Consider the following 25,338-nt stretch of genomic DNA (forward strand, 5'->3'; position numbering starts at 1 on the left):
GTTTCCTATTCGATGGTTGCTGCCAGATCGTTGACGATGTTGTCGATGTAGGTCCGGTGCGAGAGGAGATCACGCATCTGCTTCAAGATTCGGTCCCGTTCGACCCTCGCCTGGCTTGTGGCTTCTCCACGGTCCTGCAGGGCATCCCAGTCCGTAAACAGCTGCCGAAGTTGAGACTCCATTTCTCCCTTGCGCTGCTCCAATGCCTGTTGTTCAGTTTGGAGCGTGGTGCGGAGACGATGGCTATTATCGGAGTCGCGATCCGATGCCCGGTATTCCTCCAGGGTGTCCTGCAATTCCAGAATTTCCTCGAAGAGATCGGCAGGAGGAGAGGTTCGTATGTCTTTGACCGAGCCGGCTTCAAGACCTAAAAGATATTCAGCGCGTTGGATAGGGTCACGGAGTGTGCGATAGGCCGTATTGAGAACGGCGGCGTTGCTAAGGCTGATCGTCTGTTCCGTCGGACTCTTAGTCTGATAAAAATCAGGATGAAAGGCCCGGCTCAGTTCGTAGAATTTGGCTTCCAACTGCTGTGGATCCAGCGAGAGACGCCGTGGAACCCCCAAACAGCTAAAGTAATCGGTATCCTTCGAAACGGGTTGGACCTTTACGCACCGTTCACAAAAGTATTCTCCCGACATCTCGGATTGGCAATGCCAGCACATGCTCCGTGCCATCTGCAGCTGGCGACGTGTCTCGGGACGGGGCGGTGGTTGATGGTTATCCATGAGTAAAAACGGGCATGGCGCATGCGCCATGCCCGGTGGTTTCTCCTACTCGTTTCGAATCAAGCTGAGAACGATTCTCCGCAGCCGCAGGTCTTGTTGGCGTTCGGATTGATAAACTTGAAGTTTCCGCCCATGAGATCTTTTTGGTAGTCCAATTGTGTGCCCTGGAGATAGATAGCGCTCTTGGCGTCGACGATCACCTTGACACCGTCGAACTCATATATTTGGTCGTACTGCCCGATCTTGTCGTCAAAATTGATCGTGTAACTCAAACCCGAACAGCCGCCACCTTTGACGCCCAGGCGAAGTCCACCTTCCTCGATCCCTTGCACATTGATCAGTCGCTTGACTTCTTTCAAGGCCGCATCGGTGAGCGAGATGATCGGAGCCTGAGTCTCTACGTTCGTGGTGTCCATGTGGCGCTCCCTTCGTGGTAGTTACTTAGTGCCGGCCGGCTGCGTGTCAGTCTTCTTCTGATAATCGGCCAACGCGGCTTTGATCGCATCTTCCGCCAGGACCGAGCAATGAATTTTCACGGGAGGAAGATTCAGCTCCTGCACAATATCCGTATTCTTGATCTTCTGGGCTTCCTCGATCGTCTTTCCCTTGAGCCATTCGGTGGCCAAGCTGGAACTGGCGATCGCCGAGCCGCAACCGAAGGTCTTGAACTTCGCATCGACGATGGTATCGTCTTGCACCTTGATCTGCAGCTTCATGACGTCCCCGCACTCCGGGGCCCCCACCATGCCGGTGCCCACCCCCTCTTCGTCCTTCTTAAAGCTTCCCATGTTGCGAGGGTTGTTGAAATGATCGACGACTTTATCGCTGTAGGACATAGTATCCTCCGAAATTCGCGTTGTTATGTCAGTTAATGCGCCGCCCACTGGACGGATTTCAGGTCCACACCTTCTTTTGCCATTTCATAGAGCGGGGACATTTCCCGCAACTTCGTCACTACCTCAATAACCTTCTTGATCGTATAGTCAATCTCGTCATCGGTATTGAAGCGGCCCAAACCGAAGCGGATTGAGGAGTGCGCGAGCTCGGTTCCGACGCCGAGTGCGCGCAAGACATAGGACGGTTCCAATGTGGCCGACGTGCAGGCCGAACCGGACGAGAGTGCGATGTCCTTCATGCCCATGAGCAGCGACTCCCCTTCGACGTAGGCGAACGAAATGTTGAGGTTGCCCGGCAAACGGTTTGTCGGATGGCCGTTGAGATAACTGTCTTCCAGAGCCGCCATAATATCGGTCTGAAGGCGGTCGCGCATTTTTGACAACCTGGCCGCTTCCGATGTCATCTCTTGTTCGCAGACTTCACAGGCCTTTCCGAATCCGACGATCAGCGGTACCGCCAAAGTCCCGGACCGCATACCGCGCTCATGTCCCCCTCCATCCATCTGGGCCGCGATCCGTACGCGGGGATTCCTCTTTCTGACGTAGAGCGCACCGATTCCCTTAGGACCATAAATCTTGTGGGCTGAGAACGACATGAGATCAATGCCCATGGCTTGTACATCGACGGGAATTTTGCCGACGCCCTGTGTGGCATCGCAATGAAACAGGACTCCCCTCGCTTTCGCGATCTTGCCGATTTCCTGGATGGGATTGATCGTGCCGATCTCGTTATTGGCGAGCATGACCGAGATCAGGATCGTCTTATCAGTAATGGCCTTTTCGACGTCTTGCGGATTGACCATGCCGTTTTTGTCGACGGACAGATAGGTTGCGGTCGCCAGCCCCTTGGCCTCCAAGGACTTGGCCGTGTCGAGCACCGCCCGATGTTCCGTGGTCGCGGTGATGATATGGGTGCCCTTTTCCTTGTACATCTCCAAGACACCCTTCAACGCCAGATTGTCCGATTCAGTGGCCCCGCTGGTGAAGACGATTTCTTTTGAGTCGGCCTTGATGAGCCGCGCAATCTGTTTGCGGGCCTGTTCCACGGCTTCTTCCGCTGCCCAGCCAAAGGCATGATTACGGCTGGCGGCATTGCCGAACTTCTCGGTGAAATACGGCAGCATAGCTTCCAGGACTCGGGGATCCATGGGAGTGGTGGAATGATTATCGAGGAAAATAGGAAACTTCATCGTTCAACTCCTTGTGCTGAGGGAGACTGGATCGTGATCAGGGGTGTGCCGCCCATCATATCTTCCAACGTCATATTGTTCAGTAACTGGTAGATACTGCCTTGGATCTTCAGCAACGGTGTGCGGATGTTGCAATGCTCGCGCTGCATACAGAATTCGCCCTCTTTCTCATGCGAGCAGTCGGTGATGCCTAGAGGGCCTTCGATGCTTTCGAGAATCTGTGCGATCGTGATTTGTCCGGCGCTACGTGCCAGAAGGTAGCCACCCTTTGGGCCATTGTGACTTTCGATCATGCCGTTCTTTGAGAGGACTTGGAGAACCTTCGCCAACAATTCCAACGGAATGTTGTATTCCTCGGCGATCTCTTTCGTGTTCACAACTCTGCCCGGAGTAAGATCCCCGAATTGCACCGAAGCGATGTGTTGGAGCGCCATGAGTGCGTAATCAGCTTTTTTTGAAATCTTTAACATCGCTATTGCCGATCGGTTAGATCGGAGACTATAATGGTCTCCGATCATTCTGGTCGGACTAAGACTAGCACGCATGTTTCTCGAGTGTCAATACGCAGCTAGAGTCTAACGCTATCTCGGAAAGGAATAGGCATATGGGCGGGACGAACCCGTATATTGAGAAGGCAGATTACGAACTTCCCAAAGTCTCCTATACCGTCACATTCATTCAGCCGAATGGAACCTCGACCACCGTTGCCGTCGATCCTGAAAAAATCCCCTACGGCGCCACCGGGTTACCGGGGAGCATTTTAGATATTGCGATGGGTCACGGAATTGATTTGGAACATGTCTGTGGCGGGGTGTGCGCCTGCTCGACCTGTCATGTCATGGTGAAGCAGGGGCTGGAAACCTGCAACGAGGGCACGGACGATGAGTATGATCAGTTGGATGAAGCCCCTATGACGACACTACAGTCTCGTCTGGGATGCCAATGTGTGCCGAATGGAACGAAGGATATCGTTGTTGAAATCCCAGCCGTGAATAAGAATCTCGTCAGAGAGGGACACTGATTTAGTCGTAGGTTTCTATTTTCACTTCCTTCCGGTCGTAACCTTTTTCCTTAAAGTACGCGCGTAAGGGACGGACGAAGGCTTTGGTTCCACAGAGCATGGGAACCACTTTCGGCTGTCCCTGAATCAATGGAGTAAGGACGGACAAGGTTTTCTCCACGGCCTCCCTCTCACCATTCTCCGCGACTAAAGGGAGGTAGCGGAAAGATGAACACTGCACTGCCATCGTGAGCCATTCCTGATGAAACAATATCTCTTTCTCGCTGGGTGACACCGCAATCAATAAGACAGGAGTCTGGAGTTTGGCGAAAAATATCTGTTTCAACAGGCAGCGCATCGGAACAAGACCCGTGTAGCGAGCGATCAACACGAGTTCACGATCGAGGGGTTGGGGAAGGGCGAAATTTCCGTACGGGCCGGACAAGGAAATTTCATCACCGGACTTCAGCTGGCACAGATAATTGGAGCCGAGTCCACCGGGAACACGATCGAAGACCAGCGTCAGCTCTCCATAAGGCGAGGAAGGGTCGGCCATGGAATAGGCGCGATTGAGCGGTGGCTTTGGTCCGACCGGCAATTTGAGAGACACCCATTGTCCCGGCTGAAAAGAAATCTTGGTAGTCTTGGGTTTGATCACCAGTTGACGGACTTGGGGCGTGAGATCAGTGACCGAAAGCACTGTGGCAGGCTGAGAGATTTCCGCCATCCCGACCTCCTGGCATGGTCATATCAGAAGCGGTTCTGAGATGGAAGCGCCGGGGCCAAGTGCAAGGATTTTCACAGCGTGATATAGATGTCGGCGTCGATGACATGCCATGAAGGGATGACGCGATCATGAACCAGGTCCGTGTCCGGTTCGCTCCGAGTCCGACGGGATTTCTCCATATTGGGGGTGTGCGCACAGCCCTCTTCAATTGGCTCTTTGCGCGCCAACAACAGGGGACCTTCATTCTTCGTATCGAGGATACCGATCAAAGCCGGTCGACCGATGAATCGATTCAGGCCATCATCAAGGGGATGGAGTGGGTCGAGCTCGATTGGAATGAAGGTCCGTACCGTCAAACGGAGCGCATGGATTTGTATCGTGACCATGCCATGAAGTTGCTTGAGACAGGGCAGGCGTACTGGTGCGTATGTAAGGCGGAAGAGCTGGAGGCACGACGAAAAGAAGCCGAAGCCAAAGGGTTGTCGCCTCGTTATGACGGCCGCTGCCGCAATTTGGGAATTACTGGCCAAGCGGGGGATGCGGCGCTTCGATTCAAGGCTCCACAAGAGGGTCAGACGGTCATCGATGATTTGATCAAGGGCAAAATTGTGTTCGACAATACCGTGCTGGATGATCTCATCATCCTGAGGTCCAACGGATATCCGACCTATAATTTTTCTGTCGTGGTCGACGATGCGCTGATGCGCATCACGCACGTCGTGCGAGGAGACGACCATCTCACCAACACACCGCGGCAGGTTCCAATTTTTGAGGCGCTGGGGTTTACCATTCCCCGCTTTGGACACCTGCCGATGATTTTAGGATCGGACAAAACCCGGCTCTCCAAACGCCATGGTGCCACCTCGATTATGGCGTACAAAGACATGGGCTATCTCCCCGATGCCATGGTCAATTACCTGGTCCGACTCGGCTGGTCGCACGGTGACCAAGAACTCTTTACCCGGCAGGAGCTGATTGAAAAGTTCTCGTGGGATCATGTGCAGAAGTCGCCCGCCGTCTTCAATCCGGACAAGCTGCTCTGGATGAATGCCGAATACATCAAAACCAGCCCTCCGCACCAGGTTGTGCAAGCGCTCGTGCCATTGTTGGAGCAAGCCGGGTTCAAGACGGAGGTCGGGTCCGTCTCTGATGAATGGCTTGCCCAGCTGGTGGTTTTGGTGAAGGAACGAGCCAAGACGCTGCTCGAAATGGTGGAGTGGGTCAAGCCGTATTTCGGGCAATCCGTTGTCTTCGAAGCGGAAGCGGCAAGAAAGTTTCTGACATCGGCCATCGCTCCGACCCTGAGCAAGCTGACCACACGCTTGGATGCGTTCCCCACCTTCTCCAAATTGGAATGGGAGCACAGCTTCAAGCAGGTGGTTGAGGAAGAAGGCATGAAGATGGGCCAGCTCGCCCAGCCGGTCCGCGTCGCCTTGACCGGACGAACGGCAAGCCCCGGACTGTTTGAGGTGATGGAGATCCTGGGTCGAGAACGGACCCTCTTTCGGCTCCGCGAGGGAATCGAACGCGCAAAAGCCAACCAGGCTTGACGGACCGAGTAGTCGTGTATTACGTTGAACGCCGGTTGGGGGATCGTCTAGCGGTAGGACGTCAGTCTCTGGATCTGACTACCTAGGTTCGATTCCTAGTCCCCCAGCCAATATCTTTTCTCTGCCTTCCCAACCGCGTGTCGCTTCAGTACCGCGCTGGGGGATCGTCTAGCGGTAGGACGCCAGCCTTTGGAGCTGGCTACCTAGGTTCGATTCCTAGTCCCCCAGCCATATCCTCCATTCGGTTGCATCCCCGCTACTTCAACAATGATTGCATGTCGATGACGAACCGGTATTGTACATCGCCTCGCATGACCCGCTCATAGGCCTCATTGACCTGCTGAATGGGGATCAGCTCGATATCCGACTGAATGTGATGTTGTGCGCAGAAATTGAGCATTTCCTGTGTTTCTTTGATCCCGCCGATGAGAGAGCCGGCGAGGCGCCGACGTTTGGAAATGAGCGAGAAGGCCTGGACCGGGGTTGGCCTCTCAGGCGCCCCCACGAGGATCATGGTGCCGTCGGTTTTGAGGAGGTTCAAATAGGCGTTGTAATCGTGCGGGGCCGATACGGTGTCGAGGATGTAGTCGAAATACTTATGCAGCTTGGTAAAGGTCTGGGGATTAGAGGTCACAGCGAAGCTCGTGGCACCCAAGCGCTTCGCGTCTTCCCGTTTCTTCTCCGACGTGCTTAACACCGTCACCTCGGTTCCCATCGCCTTGGCCAGCTTCACCGCCATGTGGCCGAGGCCGCCGAGTCCGACAACCGCCAATTTATGATAGCGACCGACGCCCCACTGGCGCAGGGGCGAGTAGGTCGTAATCCCTGCGCAGAGCAATGGCGCCGCTCCCGCTGGTGAAAGTGTCGAGGGAATATGCAAGACGTAGTTCTCGTCCACGACAATTTGAGTCGAGTAGCCGCCTTGGGTAATCCCACCGGACTTGTCCTGTCCGGCGTAAGTCCAGAGTGCACCGCCGTCACAATATTGTTCGAGGCCCTCGCGGCAAGCTGTGCATGTTCGGCACGAATCCACGAAGCAACCGACGCCGGCTCGATCACCGACCTTGAAGGCTTGAACGGCCGATCCCACCTGCGACACAGCCCCCACGATTTCATGTCCGGGCACCATTGGATAAAGGGAGATGCCCCACTCGTTGCGGGCTTGGTGGATGTCGGAGTGGCAGATGCCGCAATGTGAGATGGTGATCAGAACATCGTGCGGACCGACGTCGCGTCGCTCAAAGGAAAAAGGTTGTAGTCTCTCCTTGGCGGCCAATGCCGCATAGCCTTTCGTCTCCAGCATAGAATAGTTCCCTTCGACAGATGAGTAGAGAACAAGACCTTAGCAAGTTCGTCCAAACTTGCCAACAGGCAATTCACGAGTGTTTGCCATCGAGGGGACTGATCGCTCGTGTAGAGTGCTTCCGCCAAGATTTAGCCCAAGGGGAATGATATGGCCGTGGTTTCAGGCAATCCATGCTCGATCAGCAGGCGACGGACCCATCTGGCTATCCTTCGCCTTCACCTCCAGTCTTACTGTTCATCCTTGTGGGGGTCAGCGTTTCCTTGGCCGGAGGTGGGACCTGGAATACGGTACTGTTCCGCCGCCCACGTCCCCAAGTCGATGAGCTGGCACCGTTCAGAACAGAAAGGGCGCCACGGGTTCCCTTCCCATGGTGCGGGTTGGCTGCACAGGGGACATGTCATGGGTCTAGTGTAATGTCGGTGCCGGAAGAAGAAAAGGCGTAGACAGGCTGGTCAATCCTGAGGCACGGACCGCGGTGTCGCAATGTGAAGGAGCCGTTGCAACCGGTTTCGATCCACATCAGTGAGACGCACGAACTCGACACCGAATTCGCCCTGGTTGACCCATCGAACAGCAGCGGAATGGACGGTGATCGGGACGGCCAAATCGGTGGCCTGGATCAACAATTTGACACCGGCCCCCGTCGCAATCGGAGCGGTGCTGGTCACTGCGCAACCACCGGCGGAAATATCGAACATGGTACCTTGGAGGACTTCCGTCTGATTGGTCGTGGAAAAGAAGACCTGCAAGTCAACAGGGATTCGCGGATGTTCCCGACATTCGATCATCGTGACCTCCACAACCGAGAGCAACCAAGTGCCTTCCGGCGAGATTGGCGATCATTGGAAATAGTATAAACCCTCCGGCTCTCGGTGGCACGCGTTGGGCGAGAATCAGCATGCCCAGCGGCTTCCGATCGCCAAGCCTCAACGATCGTCAGTTTCGTGGTGTTTGCTGGCTCTTCTCCAGCTTGGCCCACGCATCTTTGAGAGACACGGTGCGGTTGAAAAGAAGGGTCTCGGATGATGAATCGGGATCGACGCAGAAGTACCCCTGCCGCTCGAATTGGAATCGAGAACCGGGCGTGGCTGAACGGAGGCTCGGCTCAACTAAGCAGCCGCTCAGCTGTTCGAGCGACTGAGGGTTCAATGAGTGAGTCCAGTCCTGGTCGGCCGAGGGCTTGGCCTGGTCAGGGAGCAGAAGCGAATGATACAGACGAATGGTCGCATTGGCTGCATGGGTGGCCGACACCCAGTGAATGGTGGCTTTCACCTTGCGTTGTTCGTGTGCTGATCCGCTTCTGGTTTCCGGGTCGTATGTGCAGTGGAGTTCGGTGACCAGACCGGTCTGAGGATCTTTCGTCGCATTCACACACTTGATGATGTACCCATAGCGAAGCCGGACCTCCCGGCCCGGCGCGAGGCGGTAGAACTGTTTCGGCGGATCCTCCCGGAAATCGTCCTGCTCGATGTAGAGTGTCCGCGAAAACGGCACTCTTCGAGTTCCTGCTGTGGCATCCTCCGGATTATTCACAGCGTCGAGCTCTTCAACGACACCGTCCGGATAGTTATCGATCACGACTTTCAACGGCCGGAGTACCGCCATCACGCGAGGTGAGCGTTTGTTCAAGTCTTCCCGAATGAAATGTTCGAGCAGCTGCATCTCGACGATCGCATCGCGCTTCGCGACCCCGATGTGTTCGCAAAAAGCACGAATCGCTTCCGGAGTCACGCCTCGGCGGCGGAGGCCTTTGAGCGTGGGAAGGCGTGGATCATCCCAACCGGCCACCAGTTTCTTTTCGACCAGTTCCAGCAGTTTGCGCTTGCTCATCACCGTGGAGGTCAGATTGAGTCTCGCGAATTCGATCTGCTGTGGGTGATGCGGAGCATGGACCTCCGCGACGACCCAATCGTACAAGGGACGGTGATCCTCAAATTCCAGCGTGCACAACGAATGCGTAATCCCTTCGATGGCATCGGAGAGCGGATGCGCAAAATCATACGAAGGGTAGATGCACCACGCGGTCTCTGTTCGGTAATGGGTTGCATGTCGGATCCGATAGAGGATCGGGTCTCTGAGGTTGATGTTGGGAGACCCCATATCAATCTTGGCGCGTAACACATGGGCTCCGTCCGTAAACTCACCGGCTCGCATGCGCGCGAAGAGATCCAGATTTTCATCGATGGATCGAGCTCGAAAGGGACTGTTGCGGCCAGGGTCCGTCAGGGTGCCCCGGTATTCACGGATTTGATCAGCCGGGAGGCTGTCGACATAGGCCTTCCCATTCTTGATCAGCACAATGGCGAACGCGTACAGCTGCTCGAAATAATCGGATGCATAAAACTTCTTTTCTCGCCAATCAAATCCCAACCATCGGACATCCTCCTGAATCGCCTGCACATACTCAGGATCCTCGGTCGTGGGATTCGTATCGTCGAATCGAAGATGACAGGCGCCGTCCGGAGTTTCGTTGGCGATCCCAAAGTTGAGGACCATGGATTTGGCGTGCCCGATGTGGAGGTATCCGTTGGGTTCGGGAGGAAATCGCGTCACGACACGGCCGCCGTGTTTGCCGGCTGCACGGTCGGCCGCGACGATATCCCGAATGAAATCCGAGGGGGTGGTAGATGCTGAAGTGGTCATGAGGTCTTGTGGGAAAGTCTCTGCATAGTCATGTGCGGAGGCCACCTCCACGAGGCTGTTCTATCATAGAGTGGCTAATGGGAGGAATGGGGAATAGCTAGGCAGACGGTTCTGTGGAGGGAGGGCTCGGCCTCGCCATGACGTTGAAATCTTTTTGCGCAATAAGATGGCCCTCCATGCGCAGCCGAAATTCATACCGACCAGGTGCAGGAAAGATCAACAAGGGAATGTTGATGCCGAAGTCTGAAATCTGCAGGCGATCGCTGATTTCAATGTTGGGCAGCGTGGCTCGGCAGACGAGTTGCTCGGAGTTGAGGTAGATCAAGTCGATATCAAAGTGATAGAGACCTTCGGCGTCGGTTAAGCAGAAGTAGAGGCCCATCTGTTGGTGCTGAAAGGGAAATGAGGCGGCCTGGAGATGAGTGAATATTCCGATCAGGCTTTTCTTTTTCGTCAGGCTATCCTCGATGACTTGATCACAGACGAGAAACGCTTGGACGGTGGGTTTGGGGATATCGCTCATACTCGCTATTCTAGGGAATAGTCGGGGGAACCGCAAAAAGGTTCTCGTTTTCCTGCAGGATGAACAGACGATGCCGTGTCCGCGAACAAGCTCGACGGCACAGCCACGGCATGATTAATGAGGCGATAAGGATGGAGGAACCCTAGCAGTCCGTACGAACCGCACGTTCAGCCCAAGACGACGGGCCCGCCTCGAGTTTCCAGGATGTCCCCAAACCGCGTGGTGACGGAGCTAATTCGACAGTAGTGAGAGGTAATCTCTACCAGTGCTCCTTTGTGTGAGCGAAATTTCCCGCATGTGATATGAACCCGGTTCTCCGAAGCCATCCGCGCTTCGAGAATGGTCTCGCTGGACTGCAGATCCGTTACGCGAACGGAAGGAATCACGACCGACGACAGGTTTTGACCGAACTGAACATCGACGGCGAATCGCCCCCCTTCGTTCAGTACGAAGGCGTTCCTGCGCAGGTGGGCGATGCGTGCTCCATGCTCATCATAGAAATCCGCGGTTGCAAACAGCAGTCTGTACTCGGGTTTCGCCTCAATAACGAGTTGCTCTTTACCCTGAATCGTGACCACACCACTGGTGTTGCGAAAAATGTTGGATCCAATGCGAAGTTCAAGCCCAGACTTTGGAAGCACTTCAGCGGTTGTCGCATGACCAACAGGGTCAGTCCTGCGAAACGCTATCGATTCATCCATGAACAACCTCGAACCATGATGTTCTTAGGTCGTGTGGAACTGATGCAAGGTATAGGGAGCTTCGTACAATGTTCTTGGGAAGGCTAGGCTTTCTGCTCCATCCTGTCAAGAGCACCTAGTGGGCGAATCGTCGTGAATTTTGGCCCGAGGCAAAAGGCCTGAGAGGAGGTTTTCAAAGAGGCTCCTTCCACGGTGGAACGCCCTTCGTTGCAAACCGAAAACCGCTTATGCTACGGTTCACGCTTCAATACATCTCCAGGATGGTCCCATCGTCTAGCCTGGCCTAGGACGGAGCCCTCTCAAGGCTTAAACACGGGTTCGAATCCCGTTGGGACCACCATCTTGATTTTATTGAAGTTTTAGACTCCGTGTTTGAGGAACATGCAAATGTTCCTCGAACATGGAGTCATGGTCACTCCGAAAACTCTCCAGCATTTGCCGCGCAGGCTCCTCATAAAACGACACCGCTTGCTTCAGTTGCGCCGGACGAATCATGGTGTAGATCTGCGTGGTATCGATGCGCGAATGCCCAAGTAGAGCGCGTACCTGCTCTAAGTCATGTCGCTGCTCCAACACTTCCATGGCGACGCCATGGCGCAGATCATGCGGCTTCAACATGGGATAGCCGATCATCCGTCCATAGAGTTTGCACAACCGCCAGATGTTTTTCCCAGTCATCGGAGCACGATGCTTCCCGATGGACCGGCGACCCCACACGGACCAGAATAACGGTGTCTCCGGTGCGACCGTTGTGACGGACGGCGTGAGAACTTGCGCAACATACGCATGCAGGTACCGCATCACGGGTTCGGGTAACGGAATGTCTCGCGTCTTTCCGCCCTTCACCCGCACACGCCGCAATCCCCAGAGCGCATCCAAGTGTCTGGCTTGGAGAGTTGCGACGGATTCTCGACGCATGCCTGAGAAACGCAGAATCAGGAAGATCGCGACATCACGAGGCCGCTGCCGTTTTCTGGCCGCTTCGATCAACGCATCCATCAGGGCCGGCGTCGGCACCTGCTTGGGCGGCTCGATCCGATGCGGAGGTCGATCCATCCCGGCGATCGGATTCGCTGGTATGACCTCGCGCTTCACCAGCCAGGAACACAAGCTGGATAACGTCGACTGTCGACTTCGGATTGTGCCCAGTGTGAGATCCCGTGCAGCCATCTCATCCATCCAGTCCTGAATCACCGCCTTGGACAAGTCTGAGAGTCTTGAGACTCGTCCGAAGCGTGCGCGTCCGAAGAGGAGAAACTGCTCCAAATTCCAGCGATAGGTCTGCACCCCTCCTTCTGTCTTCCCTCGCTGTTTGAGTTGGTACTGACAAAACTGCTCCACCAATTCCACTAACGGTCGGGTCATGACAGCCCCTTTCCGGTCCCTGCCACGACTACGACTTCGCCGAGCGGCAGTATGCGGAGGGACAACCCACCCGTCAAGCGAAGAGGAGAGCAGTTCTGTGGCTACGTCTATGGGCACGCTTGAGTCTGTCATCGTTCTGTATGTCGAAAATCGGGGGAGTCTTCCAACACCCCCGCTCCCCCGTTCTGTGCTCGCGTCGGAACGCCAGCCGTTCATTGGCGGCTGAGCTTCGCCGGGAGCAGCGGGCCAACCCTCCTGCCGCATCCAGGTTTGCCTCCTGCAAGCAGCTGCGCTCAGCGACCGGGATGGTGGTTCCCTGCCCGGACTGGCGGTAGGGGCAGGGAACTTGATGTTTATCGGACCAGCGCCTTCAGTTGGTCCTTCTCCAGTGTGGTCCCGAATTCCTGTTCCACTCGGTCGGCCATCTCCTGCCAGGTTCGTCCGGCAGCTTTCATCTCCTTGAGCATGGTCAGTGCGTGTGCCAAGGAACGGTCCTTGATGTCTCTTGGGTGGTCGTTTTCTCTTCCAAAGGCCTTGGTGAGCGTCTGGCCGAGGCTGTTAGCGAGCGCCTCTTTGTTCACCAATTCGTTCGAGGGTGTGACGGCGCGCCTCAGTCGCCGAGGCTTGTCCCAATACGGGCTCTTGCAACCGGGACAACGGATCGGCGTGTGTGGTTGGCGGGGCCACCATATCTTGCCGCAGCGCTGACAGTGTTGCTGCTCGAGTCCGGCAGACGGTTCACTTCCCGATAAGAGTACTCTCGAGCGAGCAGTATTTCTGTCTAATCGCTTGGAAAGGCTCATGATTCCTTGCCTAGAAATTGCGCCCCCGTTTTACTAAGCGGGGGGCTGGGCCTCGATAGGCATCCGGCGTGCGCCGCTCGCGGCGCATCGCCGGGCGCTCCAGTAGGCCTCGGCCTGTCGTTGCATCAGGCGACGGACTTCCTCCAGGTCGAACCGGAGCGCGGTCTTCACGCGGATCGCGGGGAGGTCTCCTCTTCGGTAGGCCCGTCGAATGGTATCGGTACTGACCTGCAGTAGTGCAGCCAATTCTCGAACCGACACACGGTGATCGTGGGATGTCCCCTTCATGTTCTCCCTCCATAACCAGGCCTCATGGAACAGCGAGGCCTGAGTTGTCGCCAGTGGCGAGCGTAGCGGACTGAGCGAAGAAAGAAAATTAGGCAGGAAGGGACAGGAGAGGTCACCAGGGGTCAGGAATGGTCACCTCGTTCGTAAGGATTCGACTCACAGAATGCTCCGGGAAACGCCGAAGAGCCTCTCCTGGCGTGGCTGTTCGCTGACACAGTGAGCCCGAACGGGGATGAACAAGGAGGAATTTCGATACCGGCCTGAAAAAAATCATGAAGCATGTGGGTGGGTCCTGCGATCGCTTGAGGGCGTTTGGTCCTAACCGAGTCTCGGACTCGATTTCAGAGGGCCAAATCTTGCGAGGGAGGGTGCAACGTGGTACCGTCACCGCATGACGCAGCTTGCCCAGAAACTCGACAAAAAGCTCGCCTCCTGGAGGCCTGAGGTGGCCGCTCAGTGGAGCAAATCGTCACCGACGTGATCGAACTGGCCGACACCGACACCTTGGATCTGCAGCCTTCACGAGCTGTCGTGCAAGAAGTGCTCGATACCCTCGAAGAACGCCAAGCCGGGACATCTGGCTAGCCGATCTTGGGTTGGCTGCTAAGACCCGCCCCGTTCTTACCGTCTCTCGCTTCGATCCTGACGCCCCTCGCGCACTCCTCACGTACGTTCCACTGACCACGCAACATCGTGGCAGTCAGTACGAAATTCAACTCGGCGACCTTTCCTTTTTGCATCAAGCATCCGGTCAACGTCCAAGGTCAAAGACGCCCTGCGCTTCGCGCTTGAACTGTAGCGTTGGGGTCCTGTCTGAGGTGAAGCTATTGAGCATCGATTGGTAGAGAGGTCAATCGGTAACGAGGTGGGGAGACAGCGTATGTGAATCTCCGGCACGGTTTGGCTATGGCTGATGCTATTATGTACGGGACTGCCATAAATCAGGAGGCCGAGGTGGTCACGGGTGATGCAGATCTAAAGGATCTTCCGGGAGTGGTCGACGTCAGATATGCGTCTCGGATTGTTCTCTCCCAAAGAAGCAGAGCCCCACTAATTATCTGAAGTATTCTCATCTAATATAAAATCGATGGTTTCTCTGATCTCTGGACTCGCATTTACGATCTTGATCCTCTTGTAAGCCTCCATGCCTAATCGTTTTATAGGAGTAGCGAGCAGAGCGCTGAGAAAGCTATGAGGTGCATTAACAACGTTATTGAAGTCAATTAAGATTGAACGACCATCAGCTATGGCTGGAAGCAGATAGCGATTGCGATGAGCAATTGCAGCCTCCTTATCTTCTGCATGTTTGCCGAAGTAGTTTTCCACAACCACGAGTTGCCGATTAGAGGATTCTGCTGTTTCGGCCCTAGAGATCTCTTCGTCGGCTACTTCTCTTAACTCAGCCATAATAGAATGAAGATTCAGATTCATCTCTTGCTCAAGCTTCACTTTGATAAGTACAAACGTCCCTGGCCAGAAATAGTTGAGAGTTTGTCCTGTCACATCGACGGGTGATACATGTACTACACCATGCCCTGAAACGATATGCATGTCAGCATTTAGTCTCTTGATGATGTTGCTAGAAATGAAAAGACCAACGCCAGCGTTGTCTTTATTAAGGTAAGGATCCTTCACGGCGAAGGTTCCAGAAACCTGTGGGCGAAGGGCCATTCGAATTGCCTCTTCGTCAGTTTCGAAAGGCCCAAATGATTGCTCAAGATGCTTCTTAATGCCCATTCCAATATCAGCGACGACAAAATGAAGCTCATTTCTAAGTTTGTACCAGGTGAATTCTATGATCGATGGAATCCGTTTGTCCTGGTGCGAGAGTTTTGCAAATTTTTTACCGTGCTCGAGGGTGTTGTACATCAGCTCTGATAAGACATAGCGCAATGTTTTCTCGTATTCGACATTGAAGCCTTTCGTGTAAGCGTCAAGCTTTGCTAGCGCCACCTCAAAGTCAGGCTTGTTTCTAAGGGCTATAAGAGGCTTCATATCTGTGCTTCGAAAGTTCTGTTGTTCGCTATTTAGCACTTGAGACCAGCCTGTAGCTCCCATCCATCGCCACATCTGAGAAGCGCCTTTTTTATCATCTCGAAAGCGCACTGTGATGTGGCAGTTATTGGCTCGTAGATGCCACAGATACAGTACTACCAGAGAAAGCGCCTGGTAATTGGCAGTAAGGCATTGGCTCATATCTATGGCTACCGCTGAAGACTTTATATTCCATTCGTAAATGGATAGAGCCCTGTCAAAATCATAGACCTCGTGGTCCATGAAACTGTAGTGGTTTGGGATCTTGATTACGTGGTCCATGACTGTCGAAAGAAACAATTTCGAGATTAACTGTTTGGATTTGGTCCCTGTAAGAACAAATAGCACGCTACAGCAAGACGACAAACACGGAGCTGGCTATCTCTCCTCATGCCCGCTTTTGAAACAGTGCAGGGTTGTTTGTGTCAGGATACTTAAGTCTGTTGCTGAAAAACATCAGCTCTGCGCCACTACGCTTGTCTTGTGCGCTATAGTTTAGCGCGTAACGGATAAACCTTTTCTTGGGGTAGAGTCTGAGGATTTCAGGTGCGTCATCATAGGACACAATCCAGTGAGTACTCCGCATCCGTAGAGCTAACTCGGCGATTCGTGAATGGTCTGCTTCTGCATAGTGGTTTCGGTACAGACGTTGTGCTTTGTGGAAGTACGGAGGGTCCATATAGACAAGCGATCGTTTGGGAATTGGAGTCTCTTTCAGAAATTGCTCTGCATCGAGATTGAATAGGTGAATGCGATGTCTGTATTGAGCCAATCGATAAAGCCGGTCAATTAATTCATCGCGATTAAACCTTGCGTCAATTAGCCAGTTGCCCGTTTGAGAAAATCCGCCGATGACACCAGCGTTAAGTATGCCAGACCGATTAACTCGGTTGAGGAACAACGTTGCAAAACCCAAGGAGATGCTGTCCTGAGGTTTTGGCCCTATATAAATCTGGCGTTGTCGATACCATTCGGAAATTGTGAGGGGGACGTGTTTAACCCTCTTAATAAGGTCGGAGGATTCATTTAAGGCAGAATGCCAGAAAGCATAGATAGCTGGGTCGATGTCATTTATCCAGGCCTCTTTTGCGTACTCTGTCATGACTAATTCAAGTGCGATAGCTGCCCCTCCAGCGTACGGTTCAATGTAGGTGCCTTCACAGATGGCATTATCGATGAACACTTGCCTAATGAATGGGGCAAGTCTGCCTTTTCCTCCTGGATACCTTAGTGGTGAGTAATAGCGCATTCTGACCCTCTGCTAATTTGGTTTCTCGAAACCCGTCTTCTCTTAGTGCAAATGGTTGAACAGGACATCTAAGAAGGGTTGTGCGTTGTCCCAGGACGTTGCCAGCTCCTGGGGCGATGGGTGAAAGTGGCGGTTGTGAACATAAGCATTGAACGTATTAAAGGAGAGTGGATTGTGTTGGCTTGATATGCCAGTCTGGATTCCTTTCACGATGTCCGTATTCGCCCAAGCGTTTTGCTTCATGTGAGTTATGGCAGCCTCTGCCTTTTTAGCCAGCTTGTCGCCGTCATGAAAGGTAACCCCATGCCTCTCGAGGTATAGCTCAATGCTGAGTTCTACGAACACCCGAAATAGTACGGCAACAGCATTTCGGTGGTCCTTAAGGTTGATGTCACGAAGCTCACGATATATGGCATTTAGGCGTTTATCTCTAATCGCGTAACGCACATTTATTGGAATCAAGTGAGGTCGTTGGTAGGAAAGCGGCCTGCTGCGGGAGTTCGTTAGATGCTGTCGGGAACTCATCGGGGGCGTTAATGCAACAGAATCTCGGAGAATCTGCCTTTGGTCCGGAGTATTGGCAGGAGGGAACCCACGAATATATTTTCTTTGCTGCTTCGTGGTGTACACGTTCTTAACAGGCATCCCATCTGCGATATCTTCCAAGACTCTGGTTAGCCCTTTCACAATCTCTTTCTCATGAAGGAAGCGCCTAGGAATTCCGTCTTCATTTCTGATACCGAGAAAATCTCTGACTTCAGGATTTGTGAGTAAACGATCTAGTGTCGATATGGCGAACCCAGTTCCAGCAACTTTGCCTCGGAGTTCCTGATCGAACTTGTCAGAAAACGCATCAATTACTTGGTGAGAGAAAGCGTAACGGCCCTTCTTCCCAAGTCGTTGAAGGTGCCGGCTCTTTTGTTGCCCGTCCCAAGGAAGCGTGCCGATACCTTCTTGAGGGCCTTGATGTCTCAATTCAATCAGTCGATCCGCTTCCTCCATTGATGGTGCAACAGTACATTCAATTTCCTGTGGGAGCGGGATTCTGGCTTTGTGCGCAATTTCAGCAAACTTTCGACGCAAGATTGGATCTGGACAACGATTAGGGTCATCTAAAAGCTTAAGAGCGACGACGCGACGGTTGCCTTCCCAAACGATGTAGTCACCAGTGGTCTCAGGGCTTGGCAAGACCAATACCCCATCAATAGGGCTGAGGTTGTGTTCAGATATGTTCTTGGCGAGACTGAGTATCTCGTCGTTTAGATTTTCTAGCATCCATCTGATGCAATCGGGTTCTGATGGAAGGGGACCGTGCCGATCGTTTTCTTTGTTCAGTCGGAGGCGAACTAGGGAAATAGGTAATCGTTCGAAGGTCACTTGAAATCCTTGGAAAGGTTCTTCGTGGTGCCTATTGTGCGCCGAAGAATACCCTTCTTCCCAAGAAAAATCATCCGTGAAGCCCTCAGTGGGCATTCCCCCCACAGATTTCTGGGCCTCGAGTTAAGGAAGATACCTGCCTTCAAACTGGACTAATGAAGTTATAAGCGAACGTCGGCGCAGGTGTTGCTGGTTAATAGGGCAAAGGGTGGAAAGGGATTGCGGTGAGCTGGAACGGGTTTTAGAGGCACCTCAATAGCAGGTAGGGTTCTGCCCCATTTTGACGGACACCTAGATAAGGCTCAGAATGAGTCAGGAGGGTGTCATGACACAGAGGCGGAGATTCTCAACGGAGTACAAGCGAGAAGCCGTGGCGATGCTGGAGACACCGGGCGTGACGGTCAACCAGATTGCTGCGGAGCTCGGCATCGGATCGACGGTCTTAGGGCGCTGGCGACGGGAGTTGCGCCAGCATTCGTCGCAGGCCTTCACGGGCAACGGGCGATCCCGCGATGAGGAGGTCAGCCAGCTCCGGCGCGAGTTGGCGCGGGTGACGAAGGAGCGGGATTGTTTGCGCGAAGCGGCCACGTTCTTCGCGAGCGCGTCGCGATGAAGTACCGGTTGATTGAGCGGTGCCGCAAGACCTTTCCCATCCGATTGATGTGTCGCTGTTTACAGGTGTCGACCAGTGGGTATTATAGCTGGGTGACACGCCCAGCGAGTCCCCGCGCTCAGGAGAACGCCCGGCTCCTGGCGCACATGCGGGACGTGCACACCCAGCATGATGGGGTGATCGGGAGTCCACGGATGTGGGAGGAACTCCGCTATGCGGGCGAGCGGTGTGGCCGGCACCGGGTGGCGCGCTTCATGCGCCAGGCTGGTTTGCAGGGCATACCCCAGCGGCGACGCTGGAGGCGGAAGGCCTCAGGTGTCCCGCCGGTCGGGACGCAGAATCATGTGGCACGGGACTGTACTGCTCCGGCCCCCAACACCAAATGGGTCACGGACATCACATACATTTGCACGGCCGAGCACTGGTTGTATCTCGGTGTGGTGCTGGATCTGTATTCCGGCCTCGTGGGGGGCTGGTCGATGAGTCCCCGGCAGGATCGCCAACTCGTCGTCCAGGCGGTGTTGATGGCGATATGGCAGCGCCCCCTCCACACGCCAGTCATTCTCCACTCCGATCGGGGCTGTCAGTTTACCTCGGAGGAGTATCAACAGTTTCTCGCTGCCCACCACATTATCTGTAGCATGAGTGCCGTGGGCAGTTGTGCCGACAACGCGGCAGCCGAAAGTTTCTTTGGCGTCCTCAAGCGAGAGCGGGTGAACCGGCGGCCGTACCGAACCAGGGCCGAGGCGAGAGCAGATATCGTTGAGTACATCGAGCGCTGGCATAATCCCCGCCAGCGGCGGCGTCTCGAACAGCAGCGCCAAGGGGAGAAACGCTTAACTCACCTGTCCGTGGAAACGGGGTAGAACCCGGCTGCATGGCTTCGTGCAAAGATTAGGTTGCTAGCGCATATTTTCCTCAAATCATAACCTAGTTCTTTGGTAAGCCACCAGAGCCCTCGTTGAATGGGGTGTCTCCCTGGTTCATTGTTCGCCATATTGCCAGCCGCATAGTTTCCCCATTGCTCAAAATAATCATTCCTGGTCTTTCTTCTAAGATCTTCAAGATCTTGGCGTATGGTCACCCCACCTCCCAATTTACCGCCAGGGTTTAGGCCGAGGATGTATAAGTTACCGGGTCGTAGAGTCTCAGCCGTGCTATTTAAGACACCACCTTCTTTGTCAAGGAGTGCGGATGGAAGTAGCTCTCTCACTTCGCGAATGAATACGTCCAAATCAAAGAGATGCTCGCTATTAGTCATGGATTATTTAAGAATTCTTGTATGATCCAATCTTTCATCCGTAGCTGTCGTTCTCTGATTTAGAACCATTTGTTTTTGTAACGGCCCGAGGATATGTCAATTTGCTCTAAAAATCGATCGCCATTCCTGGAATTGTAGGGTAGGATTTCGACGGGAAATCGTACGTTATCAATGAGGAGTTTAGGGCATCGTCGAATTTAAGCAGCCGAGTTAGAATCCGAGGCTTGAACGAAAACAGGGCCAGCCACCCGCTGCAACCATGGCGAAGGTCAAAGATGCCATTCGCTTCGCGCTCAAGCTGTAGCCCACTGATTTATGGCAAGAAAATATTTTCGGTCCTCAATACAAGAATTAGAGGTGTTGTTCAAGGATCAGAACGACAGCATCGACATCCTTCAGGCATTACAGGACGAGCTGAATCATAGAACAACGGATCGTGCAGCTAGGTTACGGAATCGGGTCGCGGACCGACTTGCGGTCTTGAGGAAGGGGGCACAGAAAGTAACCTCACAGGAGCCCCCACGTGTTCCATCACACCAACCCCCTCCAGTCTCTCGCATGTATGAGGAACAGGCATTGCCTTCCCCGCAGATACAACCTGACAGAACTATTTCTGCGAGCGTAACTTCACGAACAGAGCCGAGGATGGAGAAACAACCACCCCTGCTGCCTATTACTAACCGACCAGAGGAAGTTCTTTCGGCATGGACGGCTTTAGAAGTCCTATCACCGCCGTCCTATATCCGACCTGAAGACTTGGCCAGCGGTGATCGAAGGCGTGTCACATTGCTGAACGACTCTCCGCTTCCGTGGGAACGAGGCGAAAAGTCACGACCAAACTACCGTCTTTATTATCAGGTCGTCCTTGGTTCTGTAAAAATGGAGCCTGCGGTGGAGCGTCTCGTTGAGCGATATGCCGACGCGGATCTGGAGAAGAAAAGCGCAACGGGCAAGGCCGTACTCGCCGTCGTCGTGGTTAACCGTCAAGGACAACTAGTTGAGTCGCCTGCTGTCAGTATTTCGAGTTTCGGTTGGGGCGTAATGTCTGCGTTGAAGGGCGAGTTGGCAGATCTGGCAGGGTGGCCAGATCTTGAACCAAAGCTGGTGGCGAAGATTGAAAAGATGCTTCTCGGCGTGGGAGTGAGGGATGAAGACGAAGACGAAGACGAACTGAGAAAGCGTCCAGTTACGCGAGCGGTATTGTTTTCCGTTTATAATGCGCTTGTCCAGGAGTTTGGATTACCGCGTGAATGGGTCGAGCCACCGGAATTTGCTGTTCGTTCCTATGCCTATTTCAAGGACCCGAATCCTCCAGAACCACTGCTGTTGAATAGCTTCTTCCTCGAAGATCTTGCGCTTGCTCGGCAGCTATTCTCAGAAGGTAAGGCAACACGGAACCTCCGGTGCTATCTCGGTATTGAGCGTCCGCAAAACCGGCGGGATTTGTTGTGTAACACCACTGCCTTGGCAGAGGCTGTGAGTCCTAAACTCACCCCATTGGCGCGCTGGCCTGGACCTGACCGCTATCCCCTCGTCTTACTCCAGCAAGCTGCTGTGAACTTGGCATTTAATGAAGCGAAGACTGGAAAACTCCTTGGCGTCAATGGACCGCCTGGAACTGGAAAAACCACGTTACTTCGAGACCTAGTCGCCTGCGTAGTAACCGAGAGAGCAGAGATGATGGCGAAGTTCAACGACCCTGAGGAGGCGTTCGAGCATTCCGGCGAAAAGCTCAGAGCGGGTGACGGCTGGATTCACCTATATCGTTTGAATCAATCTCTGTGCGGCTTCGAAATGGTAATCGCATCATCGAACAATAAAGCTGTGGAAAATGTGAGTGCAGAGATTCCTGGACTTAAAGCTATCGCTAGTGACGCTCTAGATCTGCGCTACTTTAAGACGCTGTCTGACACACTCCATCAAACTGAGACATGGGGGACTATCGCTGCGGTACTGGGTAATGCGCACAATCGCAGTCGATTCAAACAAACATTCTGGTGGGACGATGATAATGGACTAAATAGCTACCTGTGCGCTGCAGCCGGTTCGATCAGAGAGGTGGAAGTAACCAATGAGGACACAGGGCTCGTTGAGCGACGAGCACCCCACATAGTCAAAGTGGAAAAGCCGCCATCGACTCGTGAGGAAGCACTTGAACGATGGAGGAGCGCACGAAAGCAATTCATGAGTGCGCTGGATAAGAGCCGAAAGTGGCAAACATGGTTAGAGGAACTTCGTAGCGACTTAGGGCGACTGCCAGTTCTTGCGCAGGCCGAAGCTGATGCAGTGGCTAGGCGCGACCTTGCCATAGAAAATGCCAGACGACTGGAGTCAGCATTGCTCATTGCGCGGCAGGCAGAAGCAGAAACATCGCGCGAACTTCAACATTCGGATCTAGAACTTCAGGCACATGGCTTAGTAAGGCCCGGATTCTGGGCGCGGTTGTTCCGAACCCGCACTGCGCGGGAATGGGTGCACACGCAAGATGCTCTCCGTTCCAATCATCGAAGGGCAGAGGCGCAGCGTACCAAAGCCTCGACAGACCGCCGTCGCGTTGAGAATGAACTTGAGCGCGCAGTACTCGATCGGGAGAAAACCGAAACCGTATGGCAAGCCGCCTGCGCCCAGCATCGGCAAGCAAAACAGCGGCTCGCTGATGCTCATCAGAAGTACGGGGTCGTTTTCACGGATGATGCATTCTTTAAATTGGATCGCGATAGGCAGCACCAGATGACACCATGGTTCCCACCTGAGGCCCAACGGCTACGCGACGAGGTCTTCATAGCCGCTATAGCACTGCACCGCGCTTTCATCGATGCAGCAGCGAAGCCTTTGCGTCACAACCTCGGTGCCCTGATGAACGCGTTCACGAAGCAGATGTTGCCGGGTGTCGGAAAACAAGCGTTGTTGCCGGACTTATGGGCCTCTCTCTTCCTCGTGGTGCCGTTGATCTCGACGACCTTTGCTTCCGTCAACCGAATGCTGGGCAAACTGCCTCTTGAAAGCCTCGGATGGCTACTTGTGGACGAGGCAGGTCAGGCTTTACCACAAGCAGCTGTGGGCGCGCTCTTGCGAAGTCGCCGAGCTGTCATTGTGGGTGATCCCGTACAGATTGAGCCGGTGGTCATGTTGCCTAGAACGTTAACGGAGGCTATATGCCTTCGTTTTGGTGTGGACCCAGACCTGTATGCTGCTCCAGCAGCTTCGGTGCAGACTCTTGCTGACGCTGCATCCACGTACACGAGTGAGTTTGCCACCAGAATCAGCAGTCGAAGTGTAGGTGTGCCGTTGCTGGTACATCGGCGATGCTCCGAACCAATGTTTGGGATCTCTAACGCGGTAGCCTATTCTGGCATGATGGTGTCCGCGAAATCGCCCAAACCATCTCCCATCAGAGATGTGCTTGGCCCTTCCAGATGGATTCACGTCGAAGGGAGTGGTGAGGACAAATGGTGTCGAGAAGAGGGCGACGAGGTGCTGCGCCTGCTGCGTGAAATAGCTGCAGTTCGCGTGAAGCCAGATCTCTATCTCATTACGCCTTTCCGTATTGTTGCGGATCGTTTGCGTCAAACAGTACATGATAGCGGATTGCTCAACGGCTGGGTTGAAGAGGACCCTTGGCATTGGATAAACGAGCGAATCGGTACAGTACATACGGTGCAGGGTCGAGAAGCTGAGGCGGTAATTCTCGTTTTGGGTGCTCCCTATCCGGCACAAACCGGGGCCCGCGGCTGGGCTGGCGGACGGCCAAACCTGCTAAATGTGGCTGTTACTCGTGCAAAGGAAGTCATCTATGTCGTTGGTAACCGACAGTTATGGCGTGAAGCCGGTGCGTTTCGAGATCTGGATAAACGACTTCCCCAATCATGAACTGTACGGAATGGTAATAAGGTGTCCCCGTGAGGGTGCATCTTTTCGGCTGTTCTAGACAAGCTCTTCATGTTTTAGTCGCACCCGTTTCTGACTTGAATAAATTCGTTGAACCGGTCGATAATAAAGGGCGAAGTCGTCGTCGAATTTAAACACGGGTTCGAATCCCGTTGGGACCACCACCCTTTCCTTTCCCCGAAGACCTGGCAAGGGTCAGGCTTCCCTCAAAGAGGGAGCTGAAAATGTTGCAGAAGGTGGTGTAGGTTAACCGTGACCGAGTACCTTCCTGAAGGTTCCAGGTATCGTTAATCTTAGTGACGGGGGTTGAATGATGAACCTCGTGACCTTTCGCTTCCGCCAGTCCCAGGCCGTGGACTTTTATTGGAACCTCGAGTTGGCCAAGCGGGGAACCCTACGCGAATTCAAGGTGCATCCCAACATCATCATTTATGAGTCGGCTTTCGACCTCATGAACCCGATTCAAGTCGGACATGCCTTGTCCCTGGCCAAGGCCTTGGTGCTCGACAAGCGAGCCGAGGTCTTCTCGGGAAACGCGTCGTTGACCATGGCGACCGTCCGTGATGTGTTGCAGTGCTATCAGCAATCGATGCAGGTCGACGACCATCATGCGCATTGTTGGTTCAAGATTAAGCTCACATTTGATCTGATGGTGACCCGGTTCGAGGTCGACCTGAACGACGCGGATAAGTCGTTCGTATTTCCGTGTCGTAAGGCGGCCACACATGCCTATGGCATCCACTATGAGCACCCAGGGACGATCTACGACCAACTGGACTCGGCCTTGTGGCGCGCCGGCACACGTTGGTGTCCCCGGCTCTCGGATCTCTCAGAAATACAACTCGTCAACGTGGAGTTGCAGACTAGAAAATGAAGAACCGGGTCCCGACGTGGGGAAAATTGGCGAAACCAGCGATAACAAACTGGCGAAGTCCTCGTCGAGGTCAGTACAGGTTCGAATCCCGTTGTGGACCCAACCAAGCTCGCTCGTGCCGCGTCCTCTTTATGGCTTTATCGAACTTGGCTGCCGCGGATAAACTCATCTAGTGTTTTCTCCTTCCACACAGCACTTCAGTTGAGCCGGCGCCTAATTCCCGACGTATCGTAATTGACGGCGCCGGATAGAGTCTTCAACCCACCGGCTACATGTTCCACACCAAACTTGCTCGTGCCGTGCGTCTCTTGATGGAATCTTC

23 protein-coding genes, 3 tRNA genes and 1 pseudogene are annotated in these 25,338 nt (G+C 53.9%); 9 read left to right on the forward strand and 18 right to left on the reverse strand.

What is annotated here, in order from left to right:
- Positions 1–5 precede the first annotated feature (5 nt).
- The 5 genes from hscB to H8K04_01150 are packed head-to-tail and all read right to left on the reverse strand — an operon-like array spanning position 6 to position 3,284.
- Positions 6–758, reverse strand: a complete 753-nt coding sequence (hscB, locus tag H8K04_01130; GenBank protein UVT16201.1) for a Fe-S protein assembly co-chaperone HscB — start codon at positions 756–758, stop codon at positions 6–8.
- 29 nt (positions 759–787) lie between these two features.
- Positions 788–1,144, reverse strand: a complete 357-nt coding sequence (locus H8K04_01135) for an iron-sulfur cluster assembly accessory protein (GenBank protein ID UVT16202.1) — start codon at positions 1,142–1,144, stop codon at positions 788–790.
- A gap of 21 nt (positions 1,145–1,165) precedes the next feature.
- A complete protein-coding gene (gene iscU, locus H8K04_01140) occupies positions 1,166–1,564 on the reverse strand; it encodes a Fe-S cluster assembly scaffold IscU (GenBank protein ID UVT16203.1) in 399 nt (132 codons plus the stop codon).
- Positions 1,565–1,596: 32 nt separating this feature from the next.
- Complete coding sequence (locus H8K04_01145; protein UVT16204.1) at positions 1,597–2,814, reverse strand: IscS subfamily cysteine desulfurase; 1,218 nt, start codon at positions 2,812–2,814, stop codon at positions 1,597–1,599.
- Positions 2,811–3,284 carry an Rrf2 family transcriptional regulator gene (locus H8K04_01150; protein ID UVT16205.1) on the reverse strand — a complete coding sequence of 158 codons (474 nt, stop codon included), beginning with the start codon at positions 3,282–3,284 and terminating at the stop codon, positions 2,811–2,813. The genes H8K04_01145 and H8K04_01150 overlap by 4 nt, the downstream gene beginning before the upstream one ends.
- A 134-nt stretch (positions 3,285–3,418) precedes the next feature.
- On the opposite strand from H8K04_01150, the gene H8K04_01155 reads away from it, so the two are divergent.
- On the forward strand, positions 3,419–3,835 hold the full coding sequence (locus tag H8K04_01155) for a 2Fe-2S iron-sulfur cluster binding domain-containing protein (GenBank protein UVT16206.1): 417 nt from the start codon (positions 3,419–3,421) through the stop codon (positions 3,833–3,835).
- 1 nt (position 3,836) lies between these two features.
- Here the strand turns inward: H8K04_01155 and H8K04_01160 are convergent, their stop codons facing one another.
- Entirely contained in the window at positions 3,837–4,541 is a 705-nt protein-coding gene (locus H8K04_01160; protein UVT16207.1) for an FAD-dependent oxidoreductase, read from the reverse strand.
- 128 nt (positions 4,542–4,669) lie between these two features.
- Here H8K04_01160 and gltX point away from each other — a divergent pair, with 128 nt between their 5' ends.
- The 3 genes from gltX to H8K04_01175 all read left to right on the forward strand — a co-directional run bounded on the left by gltX (position 4,670) and on the right by H8K04_01175 (position 6,322).
- On the forward strand, positions 4,670–6,091 hold the full coding sequence (gltX, locus tag H8K04_01165; GenBank protein ID UVT16208.1) for a glutamate--tRNA ligase: 1,422 nt from the start codon (positions 4,670–4,672) through the stop codon (positions 6,089–6,091).
- Positions 6,092–6,127: 36 nt separating this feature from the next.
- Positions 6,128–6,201 (forward strand) — tRNA-Gln (locus tag H8K04_01170).
- Between the two features lie 47 nt (positions 6,202–6,248).
- Positions 6,249–6,322, forward strand: a tRNA-Gln gene (locus tag H8K04_01175).
- Positions 6,323–6,347: 25 nt separating this feature from the next.
- On the opposite strand, the gene H8K04_01180 is transcribed toward H8K04_01175, so the two are convergent.
- From H8K04_01180 to H8K04_01205, 6 genes are all read right to left on the reverse strand, one after another.
- Entirely contained in the window at positions 6,348–7,394 is a 1,047-nt protein-coding gene (locus tag H8K04_01180) for an NAD(P)-dependent alcohol dehydrogenase (protein UVT16209.1), read from the reverse strand.
- A gap of 230 nt (positions 7,395–7,624) precedes the next feature.
- Positions 7,625–7,798, reverse strand: a complete 174-nt coding sequence (locus tag H8K04_01185; protein UVT16210.1) for a DNA gyrase inhibitor YacG — start codon at positions 7,796–7,798, stop codon at positions 7,625–7,627.
- Positions 7,799–7,849: 51 nt separating this feature from the next.
- On the reverse strand, positions 7,850–8,185 hold the full coding sequence (locus tag H8K04_01190) for a PilZ domain-containing protein (GenBank protein UVT16211.1): 336 nt from the start codon (positions 8,183–8,185) through the stop codon (positions 7,850–7,852).
- 148 nt (positions 8,186–8,333) lie between these two features.
- Positions 8,334–10,040, reverse strand: a complete 1,707-nt coding sequence (locus H8K04_01195; GenBank protein ID UVT16212.1) for a glutamine--tRNA ligase/YqeY domain fusion protein — start codon at positions 10,038–10,040, stop codon at positions 8,334–8,336.
- 97 nt (positions 10,041–10,137) lie between these two features.
- A complete protein-coding gene (locus H8K04_01200) occupies positions 10,138–10,563 on the reverse strand; it encodes a hypothetical protein (protein UVT16213.1) in 426 nt (141 codons plus the stop codon).
- A gap of 167 nt (positions 10,564–10,730) precedes the next feature.
- Complete coding sequence (locus H8K04_01205) at positions 10,731–11,264, reverse strand: hypothetical protein (GenBank protein UVT16214.1); 534 nt, start codon at positions 11,262–11,264, stop codon at positions 10,731–10,733.
- 262 nt (positions 11,265–11,526) lie between these two features.
- Between H8K04_01205 and H8K04_01210 the strand changes: the two genes are divergently transcribed.
- A tRNA-Glu gene (locus H8K04_01210) sits at positions 11,527–11,604 on the forward strand.
- Positions 11,605–11,612: 8 nt separating this feature from the next.
- On the opposite strand, the gene H8K04_01215 is transcribed toward H8K04_01210, so the two are convergent.
- The 3 genes from H8K04_01215 to H8K04_01225 form a co-directional block, all read right to left on the reverse strand.
- Positions 11,613–12,629: a tyrosine-type recombinase/integrase gene (locus H8K04_01215; GenBank protein ID UVT16215.1), complete on the reverse strand. Its 1,017-nt coding sequence runs from the start codon at positions 12,627–12,629 to the stop codon at positions 11,613–11,615.
- 353 nt (positions 12,630–12,982) lie between these two features.
- The gene (locus tag H8K04_01220; GenBank protein ID UVT16216.1) at positions 12,983–13,432 is read right to left on the reverse strand and encodes a hypothetical protein; all 450 of its coding nucleotides are present in this window, start codon (positions 13,430–13,432) and stop codon (positions 12,983–12,985) included.
- Between the two features lie 33 nt (positions 13,433–13,465).
- Entirely contained in the window at positions 13,466–13,720 is a 255-nt protein-coding gene (locus H8K04_01225; protein ID UVT16217.1) for a helix-turn-helix domain-containing protein, read from the reverse strand.
- Between the two features lie 391 nt (positions 13,721–14,111).
- Here H8K04_01225 and H8K04_01230 point away from each other — a divergent pair.
- Positions 14,112–14,305, forward strand: a pseudogene (locus tag H8K04_01230) (hypothetical protein).
- A gap of 465 nt (positions 14,306–14,770) precedes the next feature.
- Here the strand turns inward: H8K04_01230 and H8K04_01235 are convergent.
- The 3 genes from H8K04_01235 to H8K04_01245 all read right to left on the reverse strand — a co-directional run bounded on the left by H8K04_01235 (position 14,771) and on the right by H8K04_01245 (position 18,476).
- Positions 14,771–16,036 carry a DUF4325 domain-containing protein gene (locus H8K04_01235; protein UVT16218.1) on the reverse strand — a complete coding sequence of 422 codons (1,266 nt, stop codon included), beginning with the start codon at positions 16,034–16,036 and terminating at the stop codon, positions 14,771–14,773.
- Positions 16,037–16,142: 106 nt separating this feature from the next.
- Positions 16,143–17,003, reverse strand: coding sequence for a DNA adenine methylase (locus H8K04_01240; protein UVT16219.1), 861 nt, complete (start codon positions 17,001–17,003; stop codon positions 16,143–16,145).
- A 42-nt stretch (positions 17,004–17,045) separates the two neighbouring features.
- Positions 17,046–18,476, reverse strand: coding sequence for a hypothetical protein (locus tag H8K04_01245; GenBank protein ID UVT16220.1), 1,431 nt, complete (start codon positions 18,474–18,476; stop codon positions 17,046–17,048).
- 229 nt (positions 18,477–18,705) lie between these two features.
- Between H8K04_01245 and H8K04_01250 the strand changes: the two genes are divergently transcribed.
- From H8K04_01250 to H8K04_01260, 3 genes are all read left to right on the forward strand, one after another.
- A protein-coding gene (locus H8K04_01250; protein ID UVT16221.1) for an IS3 family transposase occupies positions 18,706–19,859 on the forward strand; the annotation gives its coding sequence in 2 pieces (ribosomal slippage) (positions 18,706–18,949 and positions 18,949–19,859; 1,155 coding nt in all).
- Between the two features lie 1,040 nt (positions 19,860–20,899).
- On the forward strand, positions 20,900–24,124 hold the full coding sequence (locus H8K04_01255; protein UVT16222.1) for a hypothetical protein: 3,225 nt from the start codon (positions 20,900–20,902) through the stop codon (positions 24,122–24,124).
- Positions 24,125–24,452: 328 nt separating this feature from the next.
- A complete protein-coding gene (locus H8K04_01260) occupies positions 24,453–25,016 on the forward strand; it encodes a hypothetical protein (protein ID UVT16223.1) in 564 nt (187 codons plus the stop codon).
- Positions 25,017–25,338: the final 322 nt, after the last annotated feature.

Origin of the sequence: Nitrospira sp. (assembly GCA_024760525.1) — a bacterium.
GTDB lineage: Bacteria > Nitrospirota > Nitrospiria > Nitrospirales > Nitrospiraceae > Nitrospira_D.

Bases quoted from the DNA above. Each gene is read 5' to 3' on its own strand.
- H8K04_01180 (UVT16209.1), bottom strand. From the start codon at position 7,394: ATGCTGGAGACGAAAGGCTATGCGGCATTGGCCGCCAAGGAGAGACTA.
- H8K04_01190 (UVT16211.1), bottom strand. From the start codon at position 8,185: ATGATCGAATGTCGGGAACATCCGCGAATCCCTGTTGACTTGCAGGTC.
- H8K04_01245 (UVT16220.1), bottom strand. From the start codon at position 18,476: ATGCCCACTGAGGGCTTCACGGATGATTTTTCTTGGGAAGAAGGGTAT.
- H8K04_01155 (UVT16206.1), top strand. From the start codon at position 3,419: ATGGGCGGGACGAACCCGTATATTGAGAAGGCAGATTACGAACTTCCC.
- H8K04_01225 (UVT16217.1), bottom strand. From the start codon at position 13,720: ATGAAGGGGACATCCCACGATCACCGTGTGTCGGTTCGAGAATTGGCT.
- H8K04_01145 (UVT16204.1), bottom strand. From the start codon at position 2,814: ATGAAGTTTCCTATTTTCCTCGATAATCATTCCACCACTCCCATGGAT.
- H8K04_01215 (UVT16215.1), bottom strand. From the start codon at position 12,629: ATGACCCGACCGTTAGTGGAATTGGTGGAGCAGTTTTGTCAGTACCAA.
- hscB (UVT16201.1), bottom strand. From the start codon at position 758: ATGGCGCATGCGCCATGCCCGTTTTTACTCATGGATAACCATCAACCA.
- H8K04_01200 (UVT16213.1), bottom strand. From the start codon at position 10,563: ATGAGCGATATCCCCAAACCCACCGTCCAAGCGTTTCTCGTCTGTGAT.
- H8K04_01185 (UVT16210.1), bottom strand. From the start codon at position 7,798: ATGACATGTCCCCTGTGCAGCCAACCCGCACCATGGGAAGGGAACCCG.
- gltX (UVT16208.1), top strand. From the start codon at position 4,670: ATGAACCAGGTCCGTGTCCGGTTCGCTCCGAGTCCGACGGGATTTCTC.
- H8K04_01240 (UVT16219.1), bottom strand. From the start codon at position 17,003: ATGCGCTATTACTCACCACTAAGGTATCCAGGAGGAAAAGGCAGACTT.
- H8K04_01160 (UVT16207.1), bottom strand. From the start codon at position 4,541: ATGGCGGAAATCTCTCAGCCTGCCACAGTGCTTTCGGTCACTGATCTC.
- H8K04_01195 (UVT16212.1), bottom strand. From the start codon at position 10,040: ATGACCACTTCAGCATCTACCACCCCCTCGGATTTCATTCGGGATATC.
- H8K04_01255 (UVT16222.1), top strand. From the start codon at position 20,900: ATGGAGAAACAACCACCCCTGCTGCCTATTACTAACCGACCAGAGGAA.
- H8K04_01205 (UVT16214.1), bottom strand. From the start codon at position 11,264: ATGGATGAATCGATAGCGTTTCGCAGGACTGACCCTGTTGGTCATGCG.
- H8K04_01235 (UVT16218.1), bottom strand. From the start codon at position 16,036: ATGGACCACGTAATCAAGATCCCAAACCACTACAGTTTCATGGACCAC.
- H8K04_01135 (UVT16202.1), bottom strand. From the start codon at position 1,144: ATGGACACCACGAACGTAGAGACTCAGGCTCCGATCATCTCGCTCACC.
- H8K04_01220 (UVT16216.1), bottom strand. From the start codon at position 13,432: ATGAGCCTTTCCAAGCGATTAGACAGAAATACTGCTCGCTCGAGAGTA.
- H8K04_01150 (UVT16205.1), bottom strand. From the start codon at position 3,284: ATGTTAAAGATTTCAAAAAAAGCTGATTACGCACTCATGGCGCTCCAA.
- iscU (UVT16203.1), bottom strand. From the start codon at position 1,564: ATGTCCTACAGCGATAAAGTCGTCGATCATTTCAACAACCCTCGCAAC.
- H8K04_01260 (UVT16223.1), top strand. From the start codon at position 24,453: ATGATGAACCTCGTGACCTTTCGCTTCCGCCAGTCCCAGGCCGTGGAC.